This window comes from Paraconexibacter algicola (genome assembly GCF_003044185.1).
GTDB lineage: Bacteria > Actinomycetota > Thermoleophilia > Solirubrobacterales > Solirubrobacteraceae > Paraconexibacter > Paraconexibacter algicola.
The window spans coordinates 2,639,120-2,664,534 of the sequence record NZ_PYYB01000001.1 but is presented as its reverse complement, the minus strand read 5'-3'; the positions used below and the strand labels follow the sequence as shown (position 1 = coordinate 2,664,534).

Below are 25,415 nucleotides of genomic sequence, written 5' to 3'. Positions count from 1 at the left end.
CCGGACCCTACCCGGCGGGCGGACGGCCCCGGCGCCGCGGCCGGTCAGAGGCCGCGGTACTTCACCGTCTCGTCGTTGACGACCTCGCTCAGCGGCTTGAGCTTGATCCCGTACTGCTTCTCGTACTGCTCGCGCATCTGCTGGCGCTTCTGCTCGGCCCGGCGCTCGAAGTTGACCTGGGCGAGGTCTCCGCCCTTCTCCTCGAAGAACGCCTTGTTGCGGCGGTCGTTGTGCTGGTTGCGCCGCTCCTGCATCTGCTTCTCCTGGAACTGGCGCCAGGGCATCAGCAGCTCGCTGGCCTGCCGGTACTGCTCGTCGGTCACGAGGCCCTTCTTCTTCATCCGCTCGAGCAGCTCGATCATCCGCTTGCGCTCGTTCTCGACCTGGTCGGCGCGACGGAATTGCGCGGCGGCCATCACCTCGCCGCGCGTGCGGACCTTCTTCTTGTACCCGACGAGGTTCTTCGCCTGCGCGGTGCGCCAGGCGATCTCGTCGCGGTTGTGCTGCTTCTCCGCGTGGCCGCCGGCCCCGAAGTAGCGGCTGATCGTGCCGACGCCCTCGGAGACCTTCTGGCCGAGGTTGCGGCCGTCGCCGCGGCGCATCGCCTTGTTGATCAGCTCGCGGATGACCTTGGCGCTCTTGGTCTTGAGGTCGAGCTCGGTGACGCCGTAGGAGGCCAGCGCCTGCTTGGCGTTCGCGTCCCCGTCCAGGGCCTTCTGCACGATCGTCTGGGCGGAGTGCTCGCTGTGGAACTTCAGGACGTACTCGAGCGCCTCGGGCGAGCCGTCGCCGTACATCGCCTCGAGCTCCTTGGCGCGCGACTTGCCGCCGACCGACAGGTCGACGATCGTCTCGACGGCGTCGGCGGCGCCGGTGATCGCCATGCCGACGATCTTCAGGATCGGTCCGGCGGGGGTCGGTCCCATGAACGTGCCGATGGCGGTCAGGACCGAGCCGGCGGCCTTGATCCCCGACGCGGTCGCCTTGCCGCCGTGGACCTCGCGGCGGCCGAGCGCGCTGAGCCAGCGCGCCTCGTCCTCCTCCTTGACGCCCATGCCGGCGAGCATCCCGTGGGAGTAGGCCCCCTGGCGCGCCGTGTCCTTCACGTGCATCATCGCCGAGAGGACGGCGACGGTGCCGCCGAGGCCCTGGAAGGCCTGCTCGAGCGCCGGGATCTTGTCGCCGTGGTTGAACGACTGCACGGTCCGGGCGATGTCGACGCCGCCCTGCCCGGTGGTGACCGTGCTCTGCATGGTCTTGGTGACCGCGTTGTACATCTGGTCGATGCCCTGCGAGCGGTGGACGCCGCCGAGCTTGATCTGCTCGCCGGCGTTGATCGAGTCGAGGATGCCGGTGGTCATGCCGGTCAGACCGCCGAGGCCCTTCATCCCGCCGCCGATGAACTTGCCGATGTGCTCGGTGTAGTGGGACTCCTGGAAGCTCATGCCGTCGATGTCCAGGAGCTCGGCGAGCTTCTGCCCGTTCTCGCCGAGCGCGGCGATCCCGAGGCCGAGGCCGCCGAGGACGCCCATGACGGTCTCGATGATCTCGGTGATCGCCTTGCCCGTCTCGGTGGACTGCGCGACCGTGGTGCCGGGCTTGCCCACCGACGGCCCGATCTCAGGGTGGCGCACGAGCCAGTCGGCGAGCAGGCCGATCGAGGAGCCGCGGCTGATCACGAGCATCGCCTTGAACTTCGACTTGCCCGAGAGGACGCGGAAGATCTGCTTGGTGCGGCGGTACTTCTCCTCCGAGAGGAGCCCCGCGTCGATGAGGCTGCCCCAGGTGATGAGCTCCGCGCGGCGCTTGCGCGAGGCGACCATGATGTCCTGGAGCGCCTCGGTGCGCTCGTCGGAGAACTGCTGGCGGTTCTCGGAGATCTGCGAGCCCAGCGCCGTCGCCCGCATCGGCCGGAACTGCTCCGGCACGCCCGAGAGGTTCCAGACCTCCTGGCGGGCCTTCGCGGCGGCGACCTTCGTGGCCGCGAGCGTCCGCTCGTCCGAGACGCCGGCGGACTCGATCACGTGGGCGTAGGCGAGGTTCGCGACCGTGGCGGCCTGCTGGACGACCTCTCCGGCCCTGCGGAGCTCCTCGATCGTGGCCGACCGCTCGACCTTCCGGCGGCCCGGGGAGCTGCTGAAGAGGTAGCCGACCGGGTTGGTGAGGTCGACGGACTTCGGGAGGCTCTCGAAGATCGCAGGGTCCACCATGGTGGACGAGGCGCTCCCGAGATCCCGCTGGATCTTCTGGTCGCGCAGCTCGTCGAACCGGGTGCGGCTCGGCGGCGCCTTCTTCGTGCCCTTCTTCTTCGTGCCCTTGCCGCTCATGCGCCGCACCGTAGAGCGGCCTCGCGCGCGCGGGAAGGGTTCGCGACAGGACCGCCCGAACGGCGGGGCGAACGGGAAGTCAGCGCTCGCGGACGGTCTCGTGGAAGCGCTCGAAGTCGGCGACGAGCACGAGCCGGCCGAGCTTCGCGTACTCGATCGCGACCCCGCGGACGAGGTGCTCCATGCGGATCGCCCCACCCGCCTCGGCGGCCATCACCGCCGCCGCGAGCGCGGCGTTGCGGATGCCGCCGCCGGTGAGCTCGAAGCGCGCGGCGAGGAAGTCGAGGTCGATGTCGTCGTGGCGCGGGGCGCTCGGCGGGATCAGGACCTCCCACAGGCGACGGCGGCCCGCCTCGTCGGGCTCGGGGAACTCGATCACGGCGTCGAGCCGGCGCAGGAACGCCTCGTCGATGTTGCCGCGCAGGTTCGTCGCGAGCAGCACCGGTCCGTCGTGCGCCTCGATCCGCTGCAGCAGGTAGGCGACCTCGAGGTTCGCGTAGCGGTCGCGCGCGTCCTGCACGCCGGCGCGCTTGCCGAACACCGCGTCGGCCTCGTCGAAGAACAGGACGGCGCTCGAGCCCTCCGCGGCGGTGAAGATCCGGTCGAGGTTGCGCTCGGTCTCCCCCAGCCACTTCGACACGAGCGTCGACAGGTCGACGCGCAGCAGCTCGAGCCCGAGCTCGGCGGCGATCACGCGCGCGGCGAGCGTCTTGCCGGTCCCGGACGGACCGGTGAACATCGCCACGACCCCGTGCGCGCGACCGGACCCGGCGGCGAAGCCCCAGTCGTCGAGCACCTGCTCGCGGTGGCGCAGGAACGCGCTCACCGACCGCAGCAGGCCCATCGGGCGGGCGGGCAGCACGAGGTCGTCCCAGCCGAGGTCGGTGCGCGTGCGGCGCGCCGTCTCGTCCACGCGCGCGCCCGACGCGTTGCGCGCGGCGCGCGCCAGCAGCGCGGCGTCCGGCAGCGTGCCGGAGCGGTCCACGACCGCGAGGACGTCCTGCACCGCGTCGGCGATCCGCGCGACCGGCAGCCGGTGCAGCTGCGCGACCTCGTCGATGCCGGGGACCTCGCCGAGCCCGGCGGTCCACGCGGCGCGGCGGTCGTCGGGGCCCGGGGCGGGCACGCGCAGCTCGCGCACGGCGAGATCGTCGAGGCCGGCCAGCTCGCGGCCCGTGTGGCCGAGCACGACGGTGCCGGGGTACGCGCGCAGCTGCTCGGGCAGGGCGAGCGCCTGCTCGGGCTCGAGGTCCTCGACGCCCTCGACGACGAGGACGCGGTGCTCCAGGACGCAGACCGCGAGCGCGTCACGCAGCAGGGCGGCGTCGTCGAGGTCGCGGGCGCGGATCAGCGTCACGCCGCCCCCGGACGCCTCCGCGAGCAGGAGCGTGGCGTCGGGTCCGTGCACGAACAGCGGCGTCACCGCCGCGGTGCGCAGGGCGTCCTCGAGCGCCTCGACGGTCGCCGCGCGCCCGACGGGCAGGTCGCTGCGGCCGACGCGCCGCAGCCGCCCGCCGCGGGTCGGGTCGTGCAGGTCGGCCGCCAGCAGGAACGCGGCGGTCGGCTCGGTCAGCGCGAACGCGCGCGCGGCCAGCGGCACCTCGGGGCCGGCGGGGAGCGCCCGGACGAGGCCCTTGCGGCGCAGCGCCCCGTCGGCGGCGACGCAGCGGTAGGTCTCCCCCTCGGCGGCGCCCCGGACGACGAGCAGGCGGGCCATCGCGCGGGCGCTGGCGTGCCCGCGGTCGGCCGGGTCGGTCGAGGCGACGGCGAGCGCGTGCTCGGGCGCGAGGTCGGCGAGCGCGATCAGGCCGAGGACGACCTGGTCGCCCCAGTCCAGGTCGGCGCGCTCCGCGACGAGCGCGAACCGGTCCTCCACCGTGCTGACGAGGTCGGCGAACCGCAGCGTGAGGTCCTCGGTGAGCGCGCCGTCGAGCTGGTCGGACCCGTCCCAGGCGGCCGCGAGCGAGAGCGCGTAGCCCAGAGCGCTGTCGAGCTCCGGGGCGGTGGGGTCCTCGGTCCCGGGCAGGGGGCGGTCCGCCGTGTCGGCCATGGGTCGAGCGTAGGCCGACGGTCCGGTCGGGGGTAGGGCGCGGGCGCGGTCCGCCCGAACGACCGCCCTAGAGGGCGTCGCGGGAGCCGGCGGGCGGGGCCGCGGGCTCGGGGGTGGCCGGTTCCCAGTCCACGTGGTCGCCCAGCGCGGCGCTCTTGAGCACCTTCAGCGAGAGCAGCGCGCACTTCATCCGGGTGGCGGAGACGTCGATGCCGAGCAGGTCCAGGATGAAGTCGCGGTCGAGCTTCAGCAGGTCGTCGACCTTCATGCCCTTGACCTCGTCGGAGGCCATCGAGGCACTGGCCTGGCTGATCGCGCAGCCGTGCCCGTCGAAGCGGATGTCCTCGATCACGCCGCCGTCCCCGACGCGCAGCATGACCGTCAGCTGGTCGCCGCAGAGCGGGTTGTTGTCGCTGGCCTCGAGGTCGGGCGACTCCATCGGTCCCCAGTTGTGGGGGCGCTTGTAGTGCTCGAGGATGTACTCGCGGTAGAGGTCGTCCATCGTCAGTCTCCGAACAGGTCGACGACGTCGCCCAGGGCGGTGACGAGCTGGTCGACGTCGTCGCGGGTGGTGTGGATGGCGAACGACGCGCGCGTGGTCGCGGCGACGCCCAGGCGCTGCATGAGCGGCTGCGCGCAGTGGTGGCCGGCGCGCACGCAGACGCCGCGTCGCGCGACGATCTCGGCGACGTCGTGCGGGTGCGCGCAGTCGAGCGTGAACGACACCAGCGCGCCGCGGTCGGCGGCGTCGGCCGGGCCGTCGATCGTGAGGCCCGGGACGGTCCGCAGGCGCTCGAGCGCGTAGGCGGTGACGTCGAGCTCGTGGGCGCGCAGCGTGTCCATCCCGAGGTCCTGCAGGTAGGCGATCGCGGCGCCGAGACCGGCGGCCTCGGCGATCGGCGAGGTGCCCGCCTCGAACTTCGCGGGGATCTCCGCCCAGCGCGAGCCGTCGAGGGTCACGTTGGAGATCATGTGGCCGCCGCCGAGGAACGGCGGCGTGGCCTCGAGCACCGCCGGGTCGGCGTGCAGGATGCCGATGCCGGTCGGGCCGTACGCCTTGTGCCCGGTCCAGACGTAGAAGTCGGCGCCGAGCGCGGCGACGTCGACGGGCAGCTGCGGGACGGCCTGGGTCCCGTCGACGACCGCGATCGCCCCGGCGGCGTGGGCGCGGGCGACGATGTCGGCGACCGGGTTGATCGTGCCCAGCACGTTGGAGACGTGCGCGACGGCGACGACCTTCACGGTGCCGGTCTGCAGCAGCCGATCGAGCTCGTCGAGCTGCAGGCGGCCCTCGTCGTCGATCGGCACGTACGCGAACGTCGCACCGCTGCGCTCGCACAGCAGCTGCCACGGCACGAGGTTGGAGTGGTGCTCCATCTCGGTCACCACGACGGTGTCGCCGGGGCCGACGTTCGCGCCGCCCCAGGCGTAGGCGACGAGGTTGATCGCCTCCGACGCGTTCTTCGTGAACACCGTGGAGCGCGCCGGCGTGTTGAGCCACGCGGCGACGCGCTCGCGGGCGCCCTCGTAGAGCTCGGTCGCCTCCACGGCGATCCGGTAGACGCCCCGGTGGACGCTCGCCCGGTGCTGCTCGTAGTAGGCGTCCATCGCCGCGATCGCGGCCCGGTGCGTCTGCGACGTGGCGGCGCTGTCGAGGTAGACGACGCCCTCCCGGTCGAGGGTCGGGAAGTCGGAGGCGGCGGGGCGGTCGGCGGCGAGGGCCATGCTCAGACCGTGGCCGCCTCGGCCGTGCCGGTGATCCAGCCGTAGCCCTCGGACTCGAGCTTCTCGACGAGCTCGGGACCGCCCTCGTGGACGATCTTGCCGCCGTAGAGGATCGACACCTTGCTCGGCTGCACGAGGTGCAGGATGCGCTGGTAGTGGGTGATGATCAGGACGCCGGTGCCGTTGGCCTTCGCGACCTCGTTGACGCCGCCCGCGACGACGTTCAGGGCGTCGATGTCCAGGCCGGAGTCGGTCTCGTCGAGGATCGCGATCTCGGGCTTCTGGAGGGCCAGCTGGAGCGTCTCGAGGCGCTTCTTCTCGCCGCCGGAGAAGCCGTCGTTCAGGTAGCGGGAGGAGAACTCCTTCGGCACGTTCGTGAGCGCCATCGCGGCCTCGACGGTCTTGCGGAAGTCCTTCAGCGAGATGTCGTCCTCGCCGCGCGCCTGGCGGTGGGCGTTCATGACCATGCGCAGGTACTTCGCGATCGTCACGCCCGGGATGGCGACCGGGTACTGGAAAGCCATGAAGAGGCCGAGCCGCGCGCGCTCGTCGGGATCCGCCTCGACGATGTTCTCGCCCTTGTAGAGGATCTCGCCCTCGGTGACCTCGAGGCTCGGGTGCCCCATGATCACGTTCGCGAGCGTGCTCTTGCCGGCGCCGTTGGGCCCCATGAGCGCGTGGACCTCGCCCTTGTTCACCGTGAGGTCCAGACCCTTGAGGATCTGCTTGTCCTCGACCTGGACGTGGAGGTTGCGGATAACGAGGTCAGCCATGTGCGTGTGCGGTTTCCGGTTTCGTGGTGGTGGAGGGGGAAGGTCGGTCAGCCCGCGGCGAGCGGGAGCGCGGCACCGGTCGGCTCGCCGAGCCCGGCGAGGCCGGGACGCTCGGAGAACGCGACGAGATCCGCGAGGGTCGTGCCCTGCAGCGCCTTGACGACGCCGCCCTGCACGCGCATCCAGAGGATCTTCGTGGCGCACCCGTGGCCGCGGTCGGCCTCGTGGTTGCAGAGCACGCGACCGCTCTCGCTGTCGTCGACGAAGCACGTCATGGGGGCGACCGCGCCCTCGAGCGCCAGCACCGCCTCGTCCATGCGGATGTCGTCGGCGGGGCGGGCCAGGCGGTAGCCGCCGTGCGCGCCCCGGGTGCTCTCGACGAGGCCGGCCTTCTTCAGCAGCGCGACGATGCGCTCCAGGTAGGCGAGCGGCAGGCCCTCGGCCTCGGCGATCGCCTTCAGCGACGTCGGGGTCGGCTGCGGCTCGGCGGCGTGCCGACCCAGCTCGACGAGCAGGCGCACGCCGTACTCCGCCTTCGTCGTGAAGATCATGTGCGAATCCTACCAACGCGGTCGGAGTTGGCCCCGGCCGGGCGCGGGGCCGTCCGCTCGTGAAGACGGTGTTGCCGGGGCGTGACGATCCTGAGAACGCCCCTGGTGCCGGTGCATCGCGGCGGCCTAGCGTCGCCCGCTCCCGTCACCACCAGGAGGACCATCCGTGCCCCGCCACTCCCTCGCGTCGGCCGGCGTGCTCGCCGCCGCCGCCCTCGCCGCCCCGACCTCCGCGTCCGCCGCGCTCGACCTCACCCACGGCGAGCGGTTCGGCGCCGCACCGAACGAGATCGTGGACCTGGCGTCCTCCGGTCAGTTCCTCGTCGCCACCCAGGGCAAGACGGTCGTGCGGTGGGATCTCGCGAACCCCGCGAGCCCGACGCTCGCCGCCACGTCCGCCACCCTCGTGACCGGCAACGGCACGGGCGACAACGAGCCCGGCCCGACCTCGGTCGCCCTGGTCCGCGACCAGTACGTGCTCGTCCCGTTCAACGACAACAACCAGACGGGCACCGACCCGGTCGACGGCATCCACGTCCTCGACGCCGCGACCCTGGCGGTCGTGCGCACCATCTCCTTCAACGGCGGCGCGGTGGCCGGCGCCCCCACGGGCACGCCCGGCACGACCCCGCTGCTGGAGGTCCCGGACTCGGTGAGCGTCAGCCCGGACGGCACCCGGGCGGTCGTCGCCGTGGAGAACGACCGCGAGGTCGGGGAGCCGTCCGGCGGCGTGCCCGGGTTCGTGCGCATCGACACGTCCGCCGCCGACCCGGCGCTCTGGACCGCCGACCTCCTGGCCCTGCCCGCGAGCTTCCTCGCCGCCGAGGGCGTCGACGCCCAGCCCGAGTTCGTCGACGTCCGCGCGGACAACACGGTCGCCGGCACGATCCAGGAGGCCGACGCGATCGCCGTGTTCGACCTCGACACCGCAACCTCCCCGCTGCCGGACTCCGCGATCGTCAGCGCCGGCAGCTCCTCCTTCCTGGCCGACGTCACCAACGACGTCCCGGCCACCTTCCAGTTCAAGACCCCGCTGGTGCGCGAGCGCCAGCCCGACACGGTGAAGTGGGTGGCCAACGGCACGCTGCTGGCGATCGCCAACGAGGGCGAGAACGGCGCGATCGGCGGCACGCGGGACTTCTCGATCCACCAGCCCGACGGGACGCTCGTGAGCCGGATCGGCTCGGCGTTCGACCGCGCGACGGCGGACTACGGGATGCTCGACGACACCCGCAACGACGTCCCCGACAAGGGCTCGGAGCCGGAGGGCATGGACGTCGTGACGATCGGCGGGACCGAGTACCTGCTCGTGCTCGGCGAGCGCTCGGAGTCCCTGTCGACCTGGGACATCACGTCGCCCGACGCGCCGCGGCTGATCTCCCACGTCCCGACCGGCGAGGCGCCGGAGGGGATCTCGGTGAACGCGGCCCGGCGGCTCGTCGTCGTCGCCAACGAGGAGTCCGCCGGAGCGGTCGGCCTGCCCGGCTTCTTCACGCTGCACCGCTTCGTCGACCCGGCCACGCTGCCGGCCGACCGCCTGACCCCGCGCGGCCAGGGCACGCCGTACTTCAACGTCCGCGGGCTCGGTGCCGGGACCTCGTCCTCGTCGCTGAGCCTCGTCGACGGCACGGTGCCCGCGCGCACCCTGCGCGTCGGCCTGGGCGGCCGCGGCTACGCGCCACTGTCGGTCGACACCGACCTGACGGGCGCGCCGGCGGCGGCGACGCTCGAGGACGTGGCGCCGATCGCCGCGGGCGGCGCCTGGGTCGTGAGCACCAACGCGTCGCTGCGGCTCGCCCGGCTCGACGCGGCGGGCAACGTCGTCCAGACGGAGACGGTCCCGGGGAGCGGCGCCCCGTCGGGCGTGGCGACGAGCCCGGACGGCGGCACGGTCTACGTGTCGACGAGCGACACCGACCGGCTCTACCGCTACGACGTGGCGACCGACGCGTTCACCGAGGTGACGCTGTCGTTCTCGACCGCGACCGCGCGCCTGACGGACCTGGCGGTCGCCTTCGACGGGGACCTCCTCGCGGTCGAGACCGACCCGAACGCGAGCGTCTCGGCGGCGACCGTGATCCGGCTCGACGCACCGGCCGCGAAGACGACGCTCGCGGCGGGCGACCGCTCGGTCGTCGCGACGGTGCCGGTGGCCGACAGCCGCTCCTCGCGGGACATGACCGGTCTGGCGCTGCTGCCCGGCGGCGAGCTGTGGGCCGTGAGCGGCTCGATCGACGCGGGCAACCACCTGGGGACCTCGGACCTGCGCCGCATCGCCACCCTGGCACCGCCCGCGGTGAGCGTCGCCCCGAGCCTCTCGGGCGCCGGGTCCGTCGGGTCGACGATGACCTGCGACACCGGCAGCTGGAGCGGGTCGCCGGTGTTCACGCGCCAGTGGTTCCGCGGCAGCACCGCGATCGCCGGGGCGACGGGCACCAGCTACCAGCTGGTCGACGCCGACGTGGGCCGCGCGGTGACCTGCCGGGTCACCGCCACGAGCCCGGACGGCGCGACGAGCGCGTCCTCGGAGGCGGTCGTCGCGGTCCGCGACGGGGCGACCGGTCCGACCGGGGCGCAGGGCCCGACCGGGGCGACCGGGCCGACGGGCGCCACCGGCGCGACGGGCCAGACCGGTGCGACCGGTCAGACGGGCGCGACCGGTCAGACCGGTGCGGCCGGCGCGCAGGGTCCGGTCGGTCCGCAGGGCCCGGTCGGTCCGCAGGGCGTCGCCGGGCCGCAGGGGTCGGGCGGAGCCCAGGGCCCGGCGGGCGCGCAGGGTCCCGTCGGGCCGCAGGGTCCCGTCGGGCCGCAGGGTGAGCGCGGGGCCACCGGCCCGGCCGGGCGCGACGCGCGCGTGACGTGCCGCGTCATCGGCCGCCGCGTCCGGTGCACGGTGACCCGGGCCCGCGCCTCCTCCCCGGTGGTCGCCAAGCGCGGCGGCAAGGTCGTGCGCCGCGCCACGGTCGGCCGCCGCGGGTCGGTGACCTTCACCGTGCCGACGGGATCGGGCCGCCTCGTCGTCACCGTCGCCGGGCGGCGCCTCACCCGCTAGACCGCCGGGGAGGGCGCCCGCCGGTCCGGCGGGCGCCTCACCCGTCCTGCAGCGTGCGTCGGCCGAGCAGGCCGGCGCACAGCAGCAGCCCGAGGCCGCTGCCGACGTCGATCGCGCGCAGCAGCCGCTCCCCCACCCGGCGGCGCGCCACGGCGAGCGCGAGCGACAGGACCGTGAACCACGTCAGCGTCCCGAGCCCCACGCCCGCCACGAGCAGGGCGGTGGCGCCCGGGCCGTCGGCCGCTCCGGCCGTCGAGGCGGCGGCGAACACCGCCGCCCACGAGGCGATCGTCATCGGGTTGGACGCCGTCGCCGCCAGGGCGGTCGCGAACGCGGCGCGCGGGCCGGCGACCTCCTCGGTCGCCTCGCCTCCCATCCGCACCCGGAACGCCGACCACAGCGTCCGCAGGCCGAGCGTGGCGATCACGGCGGCGCCGAGGAGCCCGAGCGCGAGCGCCAGCGCGTCGATCTGCAGGACCTGGCCGGCGCCGAGCGCCCCGAGCAGGGCGTAGGTCGCGTCGACCACGGCCGCCCCCGCACCGATGGCCACGCCGCCGCGCAGCGAGCCGCGCAGGACCGTGCGCATGCACAGCAGCGAGATCGGGCCGATCGCGGCGGCCACGACGAACCCGAGGCCGAAGCCGAGGACGAGCGCGTCGCTCATGCCCGACCGCCGGACCGCTTCGGGGTGCAGGTCCGGTACTGGCGGCTGTCCCGCAGCGTCGTGCCGTCGGTGAAGCGGACGACGATCCGGACCGTGAAGCGGCCCTTCGGCAGGCCGCGCAGGTCGATGCGGCTGCGCAGCGACCGGCCGCTGCGCCGTAGCACCCGCCCCGCGTAGCGGACCTCGATCGACCGCGGCGTCCGTCCGGCGGTCCGCAGGATCCGCAGGACGAAGCTGCGGCGGCTCACGCAGCGCCGGATCGTTGGCAGCAGCGGGGCCGTGGTCTGCGGCGCGACCGGCACGACGGCGGCGGGAGCGGCCGGCGCCGGCGGGTCGTCGGCCGGCGCCGTGGGCGCCGGCGGATCGGGCGTCGGGGTCGGGGTCGGGGTCGGGGTCGGCTCGACGGGCGCCGGGGCGGGCGCCGTCCCCCGCCCGGTCAGCTGCACGGCCGCCGCGTCGTCGGCCGTGCGGACGACCAGCGTCGCCGGCGCGTCGCCGACGGCGACGGGCGCGAACGCCACCGTCACCCGGCAGCTGCCGCCCGCCGCGACCGGGCCGCTGCGGCAGCTGCCGGGGTCCAGGACGTACGGCGCCCCGGCCGGGGACAGCTCCAGCGCGGTCACCTCCAGCGGCGCGTCACCGCGGTTGGCGATCGTCACGTCCTGCGCGGCGGACGGCCCGCTGCCGACCGCCCGCGCGCCGAGGTCGAGCCGGGCCGGTCCCGCCTCGAGCAGCGGTGCGGTGCCCGTGCCGGTGAGCGCCACCGTGCTCCTGCCCGCGTTGCCGAGCAGCTCGAGCGTCGCGGTCCGGCTGCCGGCCGCCGCCGGGTCGAACGCGATCGCCACCGTGCAGCTGGCACCGGGGTCCAGCGCGGTCGTGGCCGTGCACGTGCCCCCGGCCAACGGGTACTCCGCCGCGCGGGCGCCCACCACGGCGAGCGCCGTGAGCTCCAGGCGGGTCGTCCCGGAGCTCGTGAGCGTCACGGTCCGCGTCGGCGAGGCGCCCGCGGCGACCGGCTGTCCGCCGAAGGCCAGCGGCGAGGGCGTCAGCGTGGCGGCCGGCTCGATGCCCGTGCCGGCGAGGGCCCCGATCGCGTTGCCGTTGCGGAACGGCGTCACGTTCCCGGCGTTCGAGCGCACGCGCACCGCCCCGGACCGCGCGCCGACGGCTCCCGGGTCGAAGCGCACGCCGACCGTGCAGCTGCCGCCGGGCGGGATCTCGACCGCGGTGGTGCACGTCCCGGCGTCCGCGCCCGGGGCGCGGGTGAACTCGCCGATCGCGGTGCTCGTCACGTCGATCCCGTCGAGGGTGAGCGGCAGCGTCCCGGTGCTGCGGACGGTGACGGTGCGCACGGCGCTCGCTCCGCGCACGATGGACCACTCCCCGACGTCGATGTCGTCGACGGCGATCCGTCGGTCGAGGACCCCGGCGCCGCGCAGGCTCGTGCCGACGCTCCCCTCGGCCGCGAGCAGGTCGAGACCGACCCCCACGCCACCCTCCTGCGTCGGCTCGAAGACGACGACGACGGTGCAGGACGACCCACGCGGAAGCGTGGTCCCGCACGTCCCGCCGTCGACTCCGGCGAGGCGACGGACCCGCGTCGACGCGCTGACGAAGCGCACGCCGGTCAGGTCGCGCTCGCCGACGGCGCTGAAGGTGATCGTCAGCGGCGCGCTCGTCCCGCCGACGAGGACGTTGCCGGCGTCGAGTCCGACGGATCCCGCCGGGTCCACGGCCAGCTCGGCCGGGGTCCCGGTCGCGGCGAGCGGGACGTCGCGGGTCGGCGCGCCGGTCCCGGTGACCCGCAGGGTCGCCTGCAGCGGCCCCGTGGCCCGCGGTCGCAGCAGCGCGGTCACGGTGCACGAGGACCCGACGGGCACGCTGGTCCCGGCGGAGCAGGTGCCCCCGCCCAGCTGGAAGCCCGTCGTCCCCGCGTCGGGGATCGTGATCGAGGCGATCGCGTAGGGCGCGTCCCCCGTGTTCGTCAGGGTCGTCATGCGGCTGACGAGGTACGAGGTCATGGACGCCGACCCGAAGTCGAGCATCGCCGGCGCGGCCGTGAGCGCGGGCGCCGCGGACGCGGGCGCCGCCGTCAGCCCGCCGACTGCGAGCAGCAGCACGCCGATGGACGACGCGATCGATCGCCGCATGAGACCTCTCCCCCGTGTCGGGCCGACGCCACCGCCGGTCCCTGGAACACCGACGAGCCTACGCATTCGCCCCGGCGGCGTGCCGGACATGCCGCACACAGCGCCGGGTCCCGGCGCGCGTCAGGGTGCCACGTTCGCGGGGCGCGGCGCATCCGTGACCCCGGACCGCCATGATTCCCGCGCTCGATGTCGCGCCTGTCCCGCCCGCTCCTTCTCCCGCTCGCCCTCGTCGCCCTCGGCGGCTCCGTGGCCGCGTCCGCCGTCGCCCAGGATCCGGCTCCGACACCGGCGCCGACCCCGGTCGCGACGCCCACGCCGACCCCGACGCCGGCGCCCGCGGTGGATCCGAACCCGTGCCGGCGCCCGGAGCTGCGGCTGCGCTGCCCGGACCTCGTGATGCGCACGCCCTACGGCTTCCACCTGCTGCGCACGAAGAAGGGCCGGTCGCTGCTGGCGACGACCAACGCGATCGTGAACGTCGGGGACGGGCCGCTGGAGGTGCGCGGCCGGCGGATCACCCGCACGCGGATGTCCGCCCGGCAGGTGCTGCGCGGCCGGACCGCCGCGACGACCCGCGTGCAGCCACCCAACGGCAGCATCCGCTTCTTCGACACGCGGACCCGCGGCACGTACTGGAAGTTCGAGGACGCGGCGGGCTTCGAGCTCTGGGCGCTCGACGCGCAGGGCTTCCGCACCCGCCTCGTGCGCACCGGGCCGAAGATCTTCTACTGCTACCGGGACCTCACGCGGGTGCGGTCGCTCGCCACCCGCCGCCCCTACCGCGGCTCGCCGCGGACCCGGCAGTACGGCGCCTGCTCGCAGAAGGGGCCGATCAGCCGCGTGACGCTCGGCACCTCGGTCGGCTGGGCGGACATCTACCCGTGGCGCTACCCGCAGAACTGGATCGACGTGACCGGGTTCTCCGGCTGCTTCGCGTACGTCCACAAGGCGGACCCGTCCAACCGCTTCGTCGAGCTCGACGAGCGCAACAACGCCTCGGCCGTCAGCGTGCGGCTGCCGTGGCGCGGGTCCGGCGGCCGCCGCGGCTGCCCGACGGTGCGAGCCGGGGCGCCCCCGCGCACCGCGACCGACCCGGTGCCGACCGAGGGCGACGTGCAGCCGCCCGAGAACCCGTACGGCGGGGGCTACTCCGCCGTCGGCCGCGGCACGTAGACCGGCACGCCGGCCGCACGGCCGCGCAGCGCGATCGTGTCGTGGAACACGAGCTCGGGGTGGTCCTCGAGGAGCGCCTGGTACGTGGCCCCGGCGACGAACAGGTCGTGCGGGGTCCCCTTCGTCGCGCCCTCGAGCCGGGCGGCGGTGTTCACCACGTCCCCGATCACCGTGTAGTCGAGGCGCCGCTGGCTGCCGACGTTGCCGGCCATCACCGGGCCGCTGTTGAGCCCGATGCCCATGCGGAACTCGACGTCGCGGCCCTCCGCGGCGAGCTCGGCGTTGAACGCGGCGCAGCGGACGAGCATGTCCTGGGCGGCCCGCACCGCCCGGTCGGCGTGGTCGGGGTGCGGGACGGGCGCCCCGAAGACCGCGATGATGCCGTCGCCGAGGAAGCCGGTCACGGTGCCGCCGCGGTCGAGGATCGCCTCGGTCATCGTCGAGAGGTAGCGGTTGAGGAGCTCGAGCACGACCTCGGGCCGGTTGCGCTCGCTGAAGGTCGTGAAGCCGCGGATGTCGCTGAGCAGCACGGTCGTCTCCATCCGCTCGCCACCGAGCCGCAGCGAGCCGTCGCGCTCGGCGCGCGCGAGGACCTGGTCGACGACGTCGTCGCTGACGAACCGGGCGAACACGCGCCGGGTGAACTCGCGCTCGACCGCCTCGCGGACCGAGCCGGTCACGAGCGCCACGACGGTGCCGAGCGCGAGCGCGACCAGCGGCGCCGCGACGGGCAGCACGAAGCCGCCGGAGAAGGCGAGCAGCGCCGCGCCGACGAGGAGCCCGGCGGCGACGAGCGCGACCGCCGCGAGGAGCGCGGCGTTGCGCGCCCCGCCGCCCAGCCGCGCCCCGGCCGCGACGGGCAGGCCGGCGAGCATCGCGGCGAGCAGGACCGCGAGCCAGCGCGGCGCGGTGCGCAGCGGGAAGCCGTCCAGGACGGTCGCGATCGCGTTGGCCTGGATCTCCGCCCCGGACATCTCGCCGGCCGACGCGAACGACGTCGGGTGCACGTCCTGCAGCGTCGTGGCGACCGGGCCGACGACGACGATCCGGTCGCGGAACGTGCCGCGGGGCACCGGGCGCGGCCCGACGACGGAGGAGAACGACACCTGCGGGACGGTGCCCGGGGGGCCCGCGTAGTCGATCAGGAACGGGTCCTGCGGGACCGTCGTGGGGTCCAGGCGCCGGCCGCGGACGACCTCGGCGGTCGCGACGGCGAGCGTCGGCAGGCCCGCCTGCCGCACGCGTCCGCGCCGGTACACGCCGCCCGGGTCGATCGGGAACAGCGCGATCCCGGGGCGGGCGCGCGAGAACGCGAGCGCCTCCGGGTCGCCGCCGAGCAGGTTCGGTCGCCCGGCCGCCGAGACCTCGGTGGTGGCGAGCACCACGTCGCCCGCCTCGCGCAGCGCGAGCAGCAGCGCGTTGTCGGACTCGATCGCCTCGATGCACGCGTCGGTGATGTCCGGGTCGTCGGGGTCGCAGTCCGGATCGGTCTCCTCGCTGAACTGCACGTCGTAGACGATCGCCCGGGGCCGGTCGGCGGCGATCCGCTCGATCGCGCGGGCGTGCAGCGAGCGCGGGAACGGCCAGCGCTGGTCGAGGTCGCTGAAGGTCCGGTCGTCGACCGCGACGACGACGAGGTCCTCGCGCGGCGTCTGCTCGCCGCGGACCGCGAAGCGGACGTCCCCCGAGGCGCGCTCGAGGCCGTCGAGCACCGGGGTCGCGGCGAGCACGACCGCGATGGCGATCGTGCCGAGCAGCGGCAGCACGAGCAGGCGCTGCGCGCGCAGGCTCGCGCGCGCACGGCCCAGCCGGCCCGGTCCCCCGGTTGTGCCCCCCTGCGGTCCCACGCACGCGTCAGCTTCGCACAGCGGTGCGGGCCATCGGCCGCTCCGCCTGCGCCTGCGCGCGCACGACGTCCTCGTGCACGGCCCGCGTGAGCGCGCGGTCGCGCGGCTCGGGCGAGTCCAGCGCCGCCCGGACGAGCTCGCGCGGCAGCCCGAGCAGGACCACCCGCTCGCGGGCCCGGCACATGACGGGGCTCGGCCCGTCGTCGAGGACGCCGTTGTGGCCGACGAAGCGCCCGGGCCCGGCGAGGCGCACCCGCTGCGCGCCCTCGCCGCCGCGCACGCTGACCTCGACCGCGCCGCGGACGACGAGCAGCAGGTGCGCGGGCACGTGGTCGTGCGGGATCAGCGTGGTGCCGCGGGCCAGCTCGGTGCGCCGCAGCCCGTCGCAGAGGTCGGCGACCATGCCGGGGTCCGCGAACGAGCGGAAGCACAGCAGCCCGCGCAGGTACTCGGCGGACTCGGGCGCGGTCGGCGACGGGAGCGCGACGTCCTGCGGCTCGGGGTAGGACGGGCCGCCGGCCGCGAGCTGGAGCGCGGCGTAGCGCTCGCGCAGCCGCCGGACCGCGACGTCGCCGATGCGCCGCGTGAACGCGACGGCGCCGGGCCGCACGTCGGTGCGCAGCTGCTCGAACGCGCCACCGTGCAGGACCCAGCCCTCGACGTCCTCGAGCGCGATCGCGTCGGCGAAGCGGCGGCGCCGCCCGATCAGCGAGGTCTCGCCGAGCACGCCGCCTGGGCCGACCTCGCCGACGGCGACGCGGGCGCCGCCGGCGCTGCGGTAGGAGATCTCGACCCGGCCGGAGCGGAGCACGTGGAGGTCCCCGGCGGCGGCGCCCTGCCGCAGCAGCAGCTGCCCGGCGGGGGCGGAGAAGGGGCGCACGAGCGCGGCGACGACCGCCGCCTCCTCGTCGCCCATGTCGGCGAAGCTCGGGACGTCGTCGCGCAGCGACGCCATCCGCTCCTGCACCAGGCCGCTCACAGCGGGAGCTCCCGCGTCTCGATGGTCAGCTCGGCGGTGGCCGGGTCCGGGAACGCACGGAGCATCGAGTACTCCGGCACCTCGATCCAGCCGGTGTGGTCGCGCGTGAGCGGCTCGGAGGCCACGACGATCGAGGTGGTCGGGCCGTCCCCCATCGCGTAGGTGCCGTCGCGCCCGGCGAACGCGCCACCGGTCGTGTACCAGAGGGTCGTGAAGTCGTGCTCGCGCTCGCCGGCGAAGAACGAGTCGTCGTCGGGGTACCAGCCGTAGTCGTAGGCGAAGCGCGTCGTCAGCAGCCACTCCCCGTCGGAGAGGACGAGGTTCACCGGGGACTGCGTGCGGATCCCGCGGCGCTCGCGGATCCCCCGCAGGACGGTGAGCGCGCGCTCGACCGCGACGGTCGCGTCGTCGATCGTCGCCGGGCCGAGCGGGTCGGGCAGGCCGGAGAGCACGAGCGCGTAGACCCACTCGGTGTCCGTGGTGCCCTCGATGCGGTTGGCGAGGTCGGGACCGACGTGCTCGAGCAGGTCGTAGCGCATGGCGCCGAAGTCGTAGAGGTCGCCGTTCTGGGCGAGCGCGACGTGCGCCCCGTCGAAGCAGAACGGGTGCAGGTTGTGCGGGCCGATCCGCTCGCGCTCGTCGTAGACGACGCCGCGGACGTGGGCGAGGAGCGCGCGGGCGCGGACCTTGCGGGTCAGCGCGCGCAGGTTGCGGTCGAAGTTCGGCAGCGTCGGCACGCGGTAGGTGAACGGCCGGGCCGGGTCGTGGCTGCCTGCGTCCCAGGCGGCGAGCCCGAAGCCGCCGAGGTTCAGCAGCGACATGAGCTCCGAGTCGACCGTCTGCCGCACCAGCGCGCGGTCCGCGCCGAAGAGGAGGTCGTCGACCACCGCCTCGTCACCGAGATACGCCGTGACCCTGCACATCGCCTGCCTCCATCGTGGAACCCCCCGGCGTCGGGCGACGCCGCCGTCGCGCAGCGTGTCACGCGCCGGGGCCGCCCGAAACCTCCATTCACCACAAACCGGTTGTCACCCCGGTCCAGGGTCAGCGGCGCCGCGCGAGCCGCTTCCTGGCCTTGGCGGTGAGCGTTCCGACGCTCGGGCCGCCACGGGCGATGCGCCGCAGCGTGGCGAGCGTGAACGGCGTGGTCACCGACTGGCCGGCGCGCACGAGGATCGTCGCCCCGGTCGCGCCGTCGCGCACGCTCACGACGCCCTCCCGGACCGTGATCCGGGTGACCGTGCAGGTGTCCTCGGTCAGCCAGCGGGTCCCGCGGACGGAGGCGGCACCGTCGCGCCCGACCGTGCGGTAGTCGCCCTTGCCGGACCCCCAGAGCTTGCGGACCTTGCCGCGCTTGCGCTTCTTCGCGGCCACGGTGGCGGTCGGGGCCAGCGCGCGGGGGCGGGTGGACGGGAAGAGCCGGCGCTGCTCGCTGATCCAGTCCTTGTAGCCGGGGCTCGTGCGGGGGCAGCCGGACAGGTCGCCGCCGACGAGCTCGGCGTCGACGAACGGGTTGCGCGCGGTCGGCTGGCGGACGAGGAACACGCCGTCGTAGAACTCCATGCGCTGGACGACGCCGGTGGCGGTGACGCGCACGAGCGTCGCGCGGCCCTGGGTGGCGTCGACGATCGTGCCGGTCGGGATCGAGGTGGCCTCCTCGATCCGCACGAACGTGGAGCTGCCGGGCAGCCGCACGAGGACGGTCCCCGCGGTCGGCTCGAGGTTCGCGGTCGTCGGCGCCGGGTCGGGCGTGGAGGAGGGCGGCGTGGTGTCGGCCGGCGGGGCGGGCGTCGGGCCGGTGGGCGCCGGCGTCGGGTCGGCGGGCGCCGGATCCGGGGCGCGGACGGCTTCGCAGTCGGCGGAGACGAGCGTCTCGTCGGTGTCGCGCAGCCCGCTGTCGGTCCCGGTGCCGCAGATCAGCCGGTCGCGCCCGCCGTCGCGGGCCTGCAGCGTGTCGTCGTCGGCGCCGGCGTCGAGGTCGTCCTCGCCCGCACCGCCGTCGAGGGTGTCGGCGCCCGCGTCGCCGCGCAGGTCGTCGGCGCCCGCGCGACCGGTGAGGACGTCGGGCCCGTCCCCGCCGATCAGGAGGTCCGCGGCGTCGCTGCCGGAGAGGGTGTCTGCGGCCGTGCCGCCCTCGAGTCCCTCGACCGTGGTGAGCGTGTCGGTCGCGCCCGTGCCGTCGTCGGCCGTCGTGCCCGCGGCGAGATCCGCCGTCACCGGGGCGGCGGCCGCGGCGTAGGAGGCCCGGTCGCGGCCGGGACCGCCGTCGAGCCGGTCGGCGCCGCCGGCCCCGACGAGCACGTCGTCCGCGCCGCCTCCGGCCAGGTCGTTGGCGGCCGCGTCACCGGTGAGCATGTCCGCCTGCGGCCCGCCGACGAGGTGCTCGACCGCGAGCTGGTCCTCCGCTCCGTACCCGTCGAGGGTGGCCGCCCCGGACGCCAGGCTGGCGACGACCGGGCCGGGCGCCTCGTCGTAGCGCGCGGTGTCCGCGTCGGCGCCACCGACGAGCAGGTCCGCGCCGCCGCGGCCCTGCAGCTCGTCGTCACCGGCACCGCCCACGAGCTGGTTCGCTGCGCCGTCCCCGCTCAGACGGTCGGCGCCCGCGCCCCCGAAGAGCCGCTCGATCGCCACGAGCTGGTCGCTGCCCGCGCCCGTCGCGGTCCCCGCCGCCAGGTCCGCGGTGATCGCGTCCGTGGCGGAGGCGAAGTTCGCGGTGTCCGCGTCCGCCCCGCCGTCGAGCAGGTCGTCGCCACCGTTGCCGACGAGCATGTCGTCGCCCGGACCGCCGCGCAGCTCGTTCGCGGCGGCGTTCCCCACCAGCGAGTCGGGACCGCTGCCGCCCGTGACGTGCTCGACCGCGCTGACGCTGTCGAACTCCGCCCCGCCGATGACCGCGAACCCGGTGCCGGCATCGGTGAGCCCGAGGCTCACCGCCTGCGACCGGTCGGCGAACGAGACGGTGTCCGCTCCCGGCCCACCCGCGAGGGTGTCGTTGTCGCCGAGGCCCTGCAGCAGGTCGTCGCCGTCGCCGCCGGTCAACGTGTCCGGGCCCGCGCTGCCGCGCAGCGTGTCCCCGAACGCGCTGCCGAGCACCTGCTCGACCGCGGTCAGCGTGTCGGTCCCCTCCCCCGTCGCGGTCCCCGCCGCGAGGTCCACGGCGACCGGCCCCGCCGCCCCGCCGAAGCCCGCCACGTCCGTGCCCGCATCCCCCTGCAGGTCGTCCGCGTCAGGCCCGCCGACGAGCGTGTCGCTGTCGGCCCCGCCGCGCAGGACGTCCTCGCCCGCACCGCCGTCCAGGCTGTCGTTGCCGCCGTCCCCCTGCAGTTCGTCCGCGCCGCCTCCGCCGATGAGGGTGTCGCCGGAGGCGCCCCCGATCAGGTGGTTGGGGCCGCCGTCCCCGGTGAGCGTGTCGGAGGCCGTGCTGCCCTCGAGGTGCTCGATCGCCGTGAACGTGTCGGTCGGCGAGCCGACGCCCGCGTTGCCCGTGCCGGTGGCGAGCGACGCGACGACCGTGCTGGGCGTGCCGAGGTAGCGGTAGAGGTCGGTGTCGGCGCCCCCGTCGGCGGTGTCACCGCCGCCGCGCCCGTGGAGCACGTCGTCGCCCGGTCCGCCGAGCATCGTCGTGGCCTCGCTCGGGTTGCCCGAGAGGACGTCCGCGCCCGGCCCGCCGTCCAGGACGCGACCGCCGGCCGTCGCGCTCAGCGTGTCCGCGCCGCTGCCGCCGATCACGCGCTTGAGGCCGCTCAGCGTGTCGTTCTCCCCCGCCTCGCCGGCGCCCGAGACGGAGGCGGCCGGGGTGGCGAGCGTCGCCGTGATCGGCGCGACGCGGTCGGCGTAGGTGACGACGTCGCGGTCGGCGAGCCCGCCGCGCAGCGTGTCGGCGACGACCCCGGGGCCGCCCGAGAACGTCACGGTGACGACGTTCAGCGCGTTGGAGTACTGGTTGCGCAGCGTGTCGGCGCCCGGTCCGCCGGTCAGCGCGATCGTGTCGTCGAACGTGCGGGCCGACCCGTCGGGGCCGAAGAAGCAGGTCGCCACCGTCTCGTCGCCGGTCGGCGAGCAGACGTCCGCGCCGGCCGCGGTGAAGGCCACCGCACCGTCGGCGTCGATGTCGACGCCCTGGGCCTGCAGCGGTCGGGTGCGCAGGTCCACCGCCTCCGCGGGCGCGCCGGTCACCGTCACCGTGAGCCCGTAGGTCGTCCCCGAGGGGACCGCGTCGATGAGGACGTCCGCGGACGCCGGTGCGGCGGCCGTCAGGCCGACGATGAGGGCGCTCGCCGCGAGCAGCCACGTGTGCAGTCTCTCCATGCCCCCCACCATCCCGCCCCCGGGCCCGGTCGTTGTGTGACCTGCACGCACACCGGACGTGCGCGTGCACACACGACGCTAGCAGCGCGCGACACCGACACCCCCGCTTCCGGCAGATCAGACGCGCACGGCCTCGCCGCGGATCAGCGGCCGCACGAGCGCCGGAACGCCCGGGAAGCTGTCGTCGCGCACCCCGCGCACCTCGAGGCCCGGGGCCGCGCGCAGCGCCGCGAGCGTGTCCCGGTTGGCGTTGCACCCACCGGCGAGGGCCCCCCAGGGCCGGTTGAGCCGGTCCTGCCAGGCGGCGTGGCGGTGCCCGTCGGCGCGGACGTGCTCGACGAAGCGAAAGCGGCCGCCCGGCTTCAGGACCCGGACCGCCTCGGCGAGCACGCCGGGCACGTCGGGGGCGGTGCAGAGCACGAGCGTGCAGACGATCGCGTCCGCCTCGCCGTCCTGCAGCGGCAGGCGCTCGCCGCCCGCCTGCGCCACGGTCACCCGCTCGGGGCCGCCACCCTCGCCCGCCGCGACCTTCGCGCGCAGGCGCTTGACCATGTGCGGGTCGGGCTCGGTGGCGATCAGCCGGTCGACCGCGGCGGGGTAGTGCGCGAGGTTCAGCCCGGTTCCCGCGCCGAGCTCGACGACCGTGCCGGAGAGGTCGCCGATCGCCTCGGCGCGCATCGCGGTGAGCCCGCCGCGCTCGGCGCGCTGGAAGATGACGTCGTAGCCGGCGGCGAACAGGCGGTCGAGGATCATGCGGGCCAGCCTAGACGCGCCCGGGGCGGGGCGGGTGGTGCGATCCCCGAACCCCGTACCCTCCGTTGCCGCATGACCACAGCCGCCGCCACCGCCATCCGCTCCGATCTGCGCAACGTCGCGATCGTCGCCCACGTCGACCACGGGAAGACCACGCTGGTCGACGCCATGCTGCACCAGGCGGGCACCTTCCGGGAGAACCAGGAGGTTGCCGACCGGGTCATGGACTCGATGGACCTCGAGCGCGAGAAGGGCATCACGATCCTCGCGAAGAACACCTCGGTCCAGTACGGGGACGTGAAGCTCAACATCATCGACACCCCGGGCCATGCGGACTTCGGCGGCGAGGTCGAGCGCGGCCTGACGATGGTCGACGGCGTGCTGCTGCTCGTCGACGCCTCCGAGGGGCCGCTGCCGCAGACGCGCTTCGTGCTGCGCAAGGCGCTCGCCGGTCGCCTACCGGTGATCCTCGTGATCAACAAGGTCGACCGCGACGACGCGCGCATCAAGGAGGTCGTGGACGAGGTCTACGACCTGTTCCTCGACCTCGACGCCGACGAGGACCAGATCGAGTTCCCGATCGTCTACACGAACGCCAAGCAGGGCTGGGCGTCGCTGGAGCTCGACGGGGACCAGGCGGTCCCGGGCACCGACCTCCGTCCGCTGATGGACCTGCTGGTCGAGACGATCCCCGCACCGACCTACGAGGAGGGTCACCCGTTCCAGGCCCTCGTCACGAACCTCGCCGCCTCCCCGTACGTCGGTCGCCTCGCGATCTGCCGCGTCAAGGAGGGCACCGTCCGCAAGGGCCAGGACATCGCCTGGTGCCGCGCCGAGACGGACGCCGAGGGCAACCGGATCGTCTCCCGCGCCAAGGTCACCGAGCTGTACGTCACCGACGGGCTCGAGCGGGTCGACGCCGCCGAGGCGGGCCCGGGCGAGATCGTCGCGATCGCCGGCCTGCCGGACGTCACGATCGGCGAGACGCTCGCCGACGCCGCCGACGCCCGGCCGCTGCCGGTCATCAGCGTCGACGAGCCGTCCCTGAGCGTCACGATCGGGATCAACACCTCGCCGCTGGCCGGCCAGTCGGGCAAGTTCCTCACCGCCCGCCAGGTCAAGGACCGCCTCGACCGCGAGCTGATCGGCAACGTGTCGCTGCGCGTCAACGAGACCGAGCGCCCCGACACCTGGGAGGTCCAGGGCCGCGGCGAGCTGCAGCTCGCGGTGCTCGTCGAGATGATGCGCCGCGAGAGCTACGAGCTGACGGTCGGCAAGCCGCAGGTCGTCACGCGCGAGATCGACGGCAAGGTCCACGAGCCGATCGAGCGGATGACGATCGACGTGCCCGAGGACTACGTCGGCGTCGTCACGCAGCTGCTCGCGCTGCGCAAGGGCCGCCTCGAGCAGATGATCAACCACGGCACGGGCTGGGTCCGCATGGACTACCTCGTCCCCGCCCGCGGCCTGATCGGCTTCCGCACCGAGTTCCTCACCGAGACGCGCGGCACCGGGCTCATGCACCACGTCTTCGAGCGCTACGAGCCGTGGCAGGGCGAGATCCGCACGCGGCCGTCGGGCTCGCTGGTCGCCGACCGGCGCGGCACGGTCACGTCGTTCTCCTGCTTCAACCTGCAGGAGCGCGGGATCCTGTTCGTGTCGCCCGGCGACGAGGTCTACGAGGGCATGGTCGTCGGCGAGAACTCCCGCTCGGAGGACCTCGACGTCAACGCGGTGCGCGAGAAGCAGCTGAACAACATCCGCTCCTCCACCGCGGAGGAGCTCGTCCGGCTGACGCCCGCCAAGCCACTGTCGCTCGACGGGGCGATGGAGTTCCTGCGCGAGGACGAGTGCGTCGAGGTGACCCCCGACCACGTGCGGCTGCGCAAGGTGAACCTCGCGCAGACCGACCGCGTCCGCGCCGCGCGCCAGGCGCGCAACGCCGAGAAGTCCTAGTCCGCGGCGGCCGCCGCGACGACGAGGTCGGCGAGGACCCGCAGGCCGAGCGGGATCCGCGCCGGGTCCAGCCACTCCGCGAGCGTGTGCAGGCCCTCGCCGTCCGCGAGCCCGACGGTGAGGGCCGCCAGCCCGGCCCCGAGCGCCGCGTTGGCGTCGGTTCCCGCGTCCTCCAGGATCCACGCGCAGCCGTGCGCGTCGTGGGCGGTCGTCGCCGCGCGGGCGAGCGGGTGGTCGGGGGCGATCGCCCCGCCGGGGCGGCGGCCCAGCTCGGTCCACTCCCACGCGAGCCCGGCGGCGCCGGCGGCGACGAGCTCCCGGGCCCGGGTCTCGAGCGCGGCGAGCACGAACGTGCCGGGCGCCCGGATCTCGAGCGTGAACGACGCGTGCGCGGCGAGCACGTTGATGTCGCCGCCGCCGGTGACGGAGGCGACGTGCCAGGACCAGCTCTCCTCGCGCCCCGGGCGCTCCGCGGCGAGCAGCGCGATGGCGCGCGCCGCCGCGTGCACGGCGGAGTCGCGGTCCCGGTCGCTCCAGGAGTGCCCGCCCGGGCCGTGCACGTCGACGCGGGCGCGCACGGAGCCGTTGCCGGCGAGGCTGATCCGGCCGAGCATCGCGCCCTCGACCGCGACGAACGCGGCGAGGTCGTCGTGGGTCGCCACCAGGTGCTTGGCGCCGCGGAGGTTGCCCAGGCCCTCCTCGCCGACGGTCGCCACGAGCCAGACGTCGTGCCCGTCGCCCTCGCCGGGGACGAGGTGGCGCAGCTCGGCCAGCGCGGCGACCGCGACCGTGTTGTCCCCCACTCCCGGCCCGTGCAGGCGGCCGTCGGTCCCGGTGCGCAGCGCGTGGTCGACGTCGGCGGGGAAGACGGTGTCGAGGTGGGCGGCGACGAGGACCCGGCGGCCGGTCGTGCCGCGCCGCAGCCGCGCGAGGACGTTGCCGACCGCGTCGACGTGCACGTCGCCGAGCCCGTCGGCCCGCCACCAGCCCTGCACGATCGCGGCGCGCGCCGCCTCCTGCTCCAGCGGCGCCGGGACGACCGCCAGCTCGTGCAGGCGGATGAGGGTGGCGGCGCGGAGCTGCTCGTCGGTCACGCGTGGGACGCTA

Annotated in this window: 17 protein-coding genes; 3 read left to right on the top strand and 14 right to left on the bottom strand. The window is 74.9% G+C overall.

The window, feature by feature from the left end; translation table 11 throughout:
* Nucleotides 1-44 precede the first annotated feature (44 nt).
* From C7Y72_RS12540 to C7Y72_RS12515, 6 genes are all read right to left on the bottom strand, one after another.
* A complete protein-coding gene (locus tag C7Y72_RS12540; RefSeq protein ID WP_107569053.1) occupies nt 45-2,327 on the bottom strand; it encodes a hypothetical protein in 2,283 nt (760 codons plus the stop codon).
* A 79-nt stretch (nt 2,328-2,406) separates the two neighbouring features.
* On the bottom strand, nt 2,407-4,377 hold the full coding sequence (locus C7Y72_RS12535) for an AAA family ATPase (RefSeq protein ID WP_107569052.1): 1,971 nt from the start codon (nt 4,375-4,377) through the stop codon (nt 2,407-2,409).
* A gap of 67 nt (nt 4,378-4,444) precedes the next feature.
* Entirely contained in the window at nt 4,445-4,879 is a 435-nt protein-coding gene (locus C7Y72_RS12530; protein ID WP_107569051.1) for an iron-sulfur cluster assembly scaffold protein, read from the bottom strand.
* A 2-nt stretch (nt 4,880-4,881) separates the two neighbouring features.
* Nucleotides 4,882-6,102, bottom strand: coding sequence for a SufS family cysteine desulfurase (locus tag C7Y72_RS12525; protein WP_107569050.1), 1,221 nt, complete (start codon nt 6,100-6,102; stop codon nt 4,882-4,884).
* 2 nt (nt 6,103-6,104) lie between these two features.
* The gene (sufC, locus tag C7Y72_RS12520; protein ID WP_107569049.1) at nt 6,105-6,875 is read right to left on the bottom strand and encodes a Fe-S cluster assembly ATPase SufC; all 771 of its coding nucleotides are present in this window, start codon (nt 6,873-6,875) and stop codon (nt 6,105-6,107) included.
* A 47-nt stretch (nt 6,876-6,922) separates the two neighbouring features.
* Nucleotides 6,923-7,426 (bottom strand): RrF2 family transcriptional regulator, encoded by a 504-nt coding sequence (locus C7Y72_RS12515; RefSeq protein ID WP_107569048.1) that lies wholly within the window; start codon nt 7,424-7,426, stop codon nt 6,923-6,925.
* A 166-nt stretch (nt 7,427-7,592) separates the two neighbouring features.
* On the opposite strand from C7Y72_RS12515, the gene C7Y72_RS24150 reads away from it, so the two are divergent.
* Nucleotides 7,593-10,478 (top strand): choice-of-anchor I domain-containing protein, encoded by a 2,886-nt coding sequence (locus C7Y72_RS24150; RefSeq protein WP_233243880.1) that lies wholly within the window; start codon nt 7,593-7,595, stop codon nt 10,476-10,478.
* 37 nt (nt 10,479-10,515) lie between these two features.
* Here C7Y72_RS24150 and C7Y72_RS12505 read toward each other — a convergent pair whose 3' ends face one another.
* Nucleotides 10,516-11,142, bottom strand: a complete 627-nt coding sequence (locus C7Y72_RS12505) for a LysE family transporter (RefSeq protein WP_107569047.1) — start codon at nt 11,140-11,142, stop codon at nt 10,516-10,518.
* Nucleotides 11,139-13,292, bottom strand: a complete 2,154-nt coding sequence (locus C7Y72_RS12500; RefSeq protein WP_158276835.1) for a choice-of-anchor D domain-containing protein — start codon at nt 13,290-13,292, stop codon at nt 11,139-11,141. The genes C7Y72_RS12505 and C7Y72_RS12500 overlap by 4 nt, the downstream gene beginning before the upstream one ends.
* 186 nt (nt 13,293-13,478) lie before the next feature.
* On the opposite strand from C7Y72_RS12500, the gene C7Y72_RS12495 reads away from it, so the two are divergent.
* Nucleotides 13,479-14,465, top strand: a complete 987-nt coding sequence (locus C7Y72_RS12495; protein ID WP_107569045.1) for a hypothetical protein — start codon at nt 13,479-13,481, stop codon at nt 14,463-14,465.
* On the opposite strand, the gene C7Y72_RS12490 is transcribed toward C7Y72_RS12495, so the two are convergent.
* The 5 genes from C7Y72_RS12490 to C7Y72_RS12470 all read right to left on the bottom strand — a co-directional run bounded on the left by C7Y72_RS12490 (nt 14,438) and on the right by C7Y72_RS12470 (nt 22,352).
* Nucleotides 14,438-16,312: a CHASE2 domain-containing protein gene (locus C7Y72_RS12490; RefSeq protein ID WP_107569044.1), complete on the bottom strand. Its 1,875-nt coding sequence runs from the start codon at nt 16,310-16,312 to the stop codon at nt 14,438-14,440. The genes C7Y72_RS12495 and C7Y72_RS12490 overlap by 28 nt on opposite strands.
* Nucleotides 16,313-16,319: 7 nt before the next feature.
* Nucleotides 16,320-17,291, bottom strand: a complete 972-nt coding sequence (locus tag C7Y72_RS12485; RefSeq protein ID WP_107569043.1) for a cyclic nucleotide-binding domain-containing protein — start codon at nt 17,289-17,291, stop codon at nt 16,320-16,322.
* Nucleotides 17,288-18,214 (bottom strand): class II glutamine amidotransferase, encoded by a 927-nt coding sequence (locus C7Y72_RS12480; protein ID WP_107569042.1) that lies wholly within the window; start codon nt 18,212-18,214, stop codon nt 17,288-17,290. The genes C7Y72_RS12485 and C7Y72_RS12480 overlap by 4 nt, the downstream gene beginning before the upstream one ends.
* A gap of 121 nt (nt 18,215-18,335) precedes the next feature.
* Entirely contained in the window at nt 18,336-21,599 is a 3,264-nt protein-coding gene (locus C7Y72_RS12475; protein WP_107569041.1) for a calcium-binding protein, read from the bottom strand.
* 117 nt (nt 21,600-21,716) lie between these two features.
* On the bottom strand, nt 21,717-22,352 hold the full coding sequence (locus C7Y72_RS12470) for a class I SAM-dependent methyltransferase (protein ID WP_107569040.1): 636 nt from the start codon (nt 22,350-22,352) through the stop codon (nt 21,717-21,719).
* A gap of 72 nt (nt 22,353-22,424) precedes the next feature.
* Here C7Y72_RS12470 and typA point away from each other — a divergent pair, with 72 nt between their 5' ends.
* Complete coding sequence (gene typA / locus C7Y72_RS12465) at nt 22,425-24,308, top strand: translational GTPase TypA (RefSeq protein WP_107569039.1); 1,884 nt, start codon at nt 22,425-22,427, stop codon at nt 24,306-24,308.
* On the opposite strand, the gene C7Y72_RS12460 is transcribed toward typA, so the two are convergent.
* Complete coding sequence (locus tag C7Y72_RS12460; protein ID WP_199223930.1) at nt 24,305-25,402, bottom strand: M20/M25/M40 family metallo-hydrolase; 1,098 nt, start codon at nt 25,400-25,402, stop codon at nt 24,305-24,307. The two genes, typA and C7Y72_RS12460, sit on opposite strands and share 4 nt — an antisense overlap.
* Nucleotides 25,403-25,415 lie beyond the last annotated feature (13 nt).

What these genes read in the sequence shown, in the direction of transcription:
- C7Y72_RS12525 (WP_107569050.1), bottom strand. Translation starts at nt 6,102, where the DNA reads ATGGCCCTCGCCGCCGACCGCCCCGCCGCCTCCGACTTCCCGACCCTC.
- C7Y72_RS12480 (WP_107569042.1), bottom strand. Translation starts at nt 18,214, where the DNA reads ATGTGCAGGGTCACGGCGTATCTCGGTGACGAGGCGGTGGTCGACGAC.
- typA (WP_107569039.1), top strand. Translation starts at nt 22,425, where the DNA reads ATGACCACAGCCGCCGCCACCGCCATCCGCTCCGATCTGCGCAACGTC.
- C7Y72_RS12500 (WP_158276835.1), bottom strand. Translation starts at nt 13,292, where the DNA reads ATGCGGCGATCGATCGCGTCGTCCATCGGCGTGCTGCTGCTCGCAGTC.
- C7Y72_RS12495 (WP_107569045.1), top strand. Translation starts at nt 13,479, where the DNA reads ATGTCGCGCCTGTCCCGCCCGCTCCTTCTCCCGCTCGCCCTCGTCGCC.
- C7Y72_RS12515 (WP_107569048.1), bottom strand. Translation starts at nt 7,426, where the DNA reads ATGATCTTCACGACGAAGGCGGAGTACGGCGTGCGCCTGCTCGTCGAG.
- sufC (WP_107569049.1), bottom strand. Translation starts at nt 6,875, where the DNA reads ATGGCTGACCTCGTTATCCGCAACCTCCACGTCCAGGTCGAGGACAAG.
- C7Y72_RS12470 (WP_107569040.1), bottom strand. Translation starts at nt 22,352, where the DNA reads ATGATCCTCGACCGCCTGTTCGCCGCCGGCTACGACGTCATCTTCCAG.
- C7Y72_RS12530 (WP_107569051.1), bottom strand. Translation starts at nt 4,879, where the DNA reads ATGGACGACCTCTACCGCGAGTACATCCTCGAGCACTACAAGCGCCCC.
- C7Y72_RS12505 (WP_107569047.1), bottom strand. Translation starts at nt 11,142, where the DNA reads ATGAGCGACGCGCTCGTCCTCGGCTTCGGCCTCGGGTTCGTCGTGGCC.
- C7Y72_RS12535 (WP_107569052.1), bottom strand. Translation starts at nt 4,377, where the DNA reads ATGGCCGACACGGCGGACCGCCCCCTGCCCGGGACCGAGGACCCCACC.
- C7Y72_RS12475 (WP_107569041.1), bottom strand. Translation starts at nt 21,599, where the DNA reads ATGGAGAGACTGCACACGTGGCTGCTCGCGGCGAGCGCCCTCATCGTC.
- C7Y72_RS12540 (WP_107569053.1), bottom strand. Translation starts at nt 2,327, where the DNA reads ATGAGCGGCAAGGGCACGAAGAAGAAGGGCACGAAGAAGGCGCCGCCG.